Origin of the sequence: Kaistella sp. (genome assembly GCF_032060305.1) — a bacterium.
Classification (GTDB): domain Bacteria; phylum Bacteroidota; class Bacteroidia; order Flavobacteriales; family Weeksellaceae; genus Kaistella; species Kaistella yananensis.
Genome location: NZ_DAMBHK010000021.1, coordinates 10,484 through 12,784, shown reverse-complemented (window position 1 = coordinate 12,784; position 2,301 = coordinate 10,484). Strand labels below are relative to the sequence as shown.

The following is a 2,301-nucleotide window of genomic DNA, read 5'->3' as shown; positions in this document are numbered from 1 at the left end:
CCTGCAGCAAAGCTTTTTTCGGCAAAATCCAGAGCCAGCTTCGCGCTTTTCTCTGCTTCGGTTGCTGCAAGATATGCTTCGTAATTACTTTCTGCATCAAACTGTGCCTGCTGTACATTCTGCAAAACCTGCTGCTTTTGCTGCAATAAAGTGGTCTTGGCAATATCTTCATTAATTTTCGACTGCTCTACCTGAAGTTTCGTTATTCCTTTATTGAAAATAGGAATGTTAGCCGACAAACCAAGTTGTTGCCCGAAATTATCTTTGTACTGTGTAAAAAACTGCGACTGCTGAATTGAATTTCCGTTAAGGTCTTTTGCAGGGCTGATGAGGTAAAAATATGAACTTCCGAGTCCTGCGTTTGCGGTAACGGTTGGCCAGAATGCGGTTTTGGTCACTTCAGTTTGCGCTTCTGCCGATTTTATTCTGCTTTCGGCAGCTTTCACCTGCGGTTGGTTTTCATAGGCTTTAGCGATAATGTTTTCAGCGGTAAAAAGTGGCGCATCAAGCATTGTGTTTACCGGAACTTCTTGAATATCAAAGTCTTTATAATCGGGCAATTGAAGGAGCATCGCCAAAGCAAAAAGACTTCTGTTGGTATTGATTTCCGCGGTTTTTACATTCTGCTTTTCTCTTGCCAGTGCTGCTTCGGCTTCGGCAAGAACCGTTTGTGGTGTAGTTCCCACTTCGGTGGTAATTTTGGCTCTTTTGTAAAGTCTGTCAGCGTTTTCTAATGCACTTTCAGAAATTTTGGTTATTTCCCGGTTGAGTAAAACCGATAAATACTGCTGTGCAATCTGCAGCGATATGTCATTTTTAATTCTTTCCAGATCAAATTTGCTGGCTTCAACTTCGAATTCAGTTTTTCTGATATTTTTTTCGAGTCTTCCGTTGTTGTAAACCAGAATATCGGCGCCTACACTTGCGCTGTTGCTGAAGTTATCGTTTCGGTTGGTATTTCCGAAAACATCGCGACCCTGCCCGAATGATGCGTTATTATTGATGTTCCCTGAAACAGAGGGCAGATATTGTCGCTTCGCAATTTGCAGCGAATTATCCTGCGTTTTGGTATTTAATGTATTCTGTATGACCTGCAGATTATTTTCCACCGCGTAGTTTACACACTCCTGAAGCGACCATTTCTTCTGGGAAAAAGCTACAAAAGATACAAAACTCAGCAAAAAGACCGCCGTTTTTTTCATAGGAAATTTTAAAGAATAAGACGGATATTTTATGAATTTGTTACAGTTAAGTCTTCAATTCGTTTATTCTTGAAACAATAGGCATTGAAAAGATTCCGCTTTTTTGAAGATAAGTTTCATAGAAAGTCTTTGCTTTCGCGGCGAACTCAGGGTTGGGATTTTCTTTGTTTTTGAAATAGAACAAGTGCCCGAGAAGCTCAAAATATGGAATATGATGTGCCGTGTCTTTTTCACTTACCATTGCAAGAATTTCTTCGGTTGATTTGTGAGCAAGTTCCTCAAAACTCATTTTAAAGGTATCTCTCATGTTGGTATCGAAAACACGTTCGAGTTCAGTAAGATCGCCTTCGTTCTTGCCTCCTAAAATCATCTTTGAAAGGAATTCTGAAAACTGTTTAACTATTCTGATGAGGTAATCTTTATCGTGTATCATATTAATTTTTTAAGCGAAGAAAATATAGGCCAAAATCACGGAAGTAATGATTCCCACAAGATCCGCTAAAAGCATCGCAGTTACAGTATATCTTGTGTTTTTAATCCCCACCGCGCCGAAATATACTGCGATAACGTAGAAGGTGGTATCCGAACTTCCCTGAAGTACAGCGGCCAACCTTCCCTGGAAACTATCAGCCCCGAAAGTCTGCATCGTGTCCACCATCATTCCTCTTGCGCCGGAACCTGAAAGCGGTTTTATTAGCGCGGTAGGTAAACCGTCAACAAATCTCGTGTCGAAACCAACTACCGCCGCTACCCATTTCATGCCATCGATTAAAACATCAAAAACTCCTGAAGTTCTCAGCAAAGAAATTGCGATGAGCATTCCTACCAGATAAGGAATAATTTTCACACAAGTCCAGAATCCTTCTTTCGCTCCGTCAATAAATGCATCAAAAACATTTATTTTTTTATAAACTGCTCCGAGAACAATCGCAAAGAAGATTAGCAGAATGATTCCGTTGCTCAACAGCATGCTGAAATTATCGAGACCTTCTTTTGTAAGGTTTACCAAATAGACAACCAAAAGACCTACAATAACTGAAATTCCGCCAACATAGGCGATTACTGCAGGCTGAAAAAGGTTGATTTTCTGATAAATGGA

The 2,301-nt window shown here is 40.3% G+C and carries 3 protein-coding genes; all 3 read right to left on the bottom strand.

From position 1 onward, the window contains the following. Positions 1 to 1,202: TolC family protein (locus tag V5N63_RS04655; protein WP_332033002.1), on the bottom strand; the 1,202-nt coding region annotated here is incomplete at its 3' end. A gap of 46 nt (positions 1,203 to 1,248) precedes the next feature. Then, complete coding sequence (locus tag V5N63_RS04650) at positions 1,249 to 1,635, bottom strand: hypothetical protein (RefSeq protein ID WP_332033001.1); 387 nt, start codon at positions 1,633 to 1,635, stop codon at positions 1,249 to 1,251. A gap of 9 nt (positions 1,636 to 1,644) precedes the next feature. Then, positions 1,645 to 2,301 (bottom strand): spore maturation protein (locus V5N63_RS04645; protein WP_332033000.1); only part of this gene is annotated, 657 nt, incomplete at its 5' end.

Bases quoted from the DNA above. Each gene is read 5' to 3' on its own strand.
- V5N63_RS04650 (WP_332033001.1), bottom strand. From the start codon at position 1,635: ATGATACACGATAAAGATTACCTCATCAGAATAGTTAAACAGTTTTCA.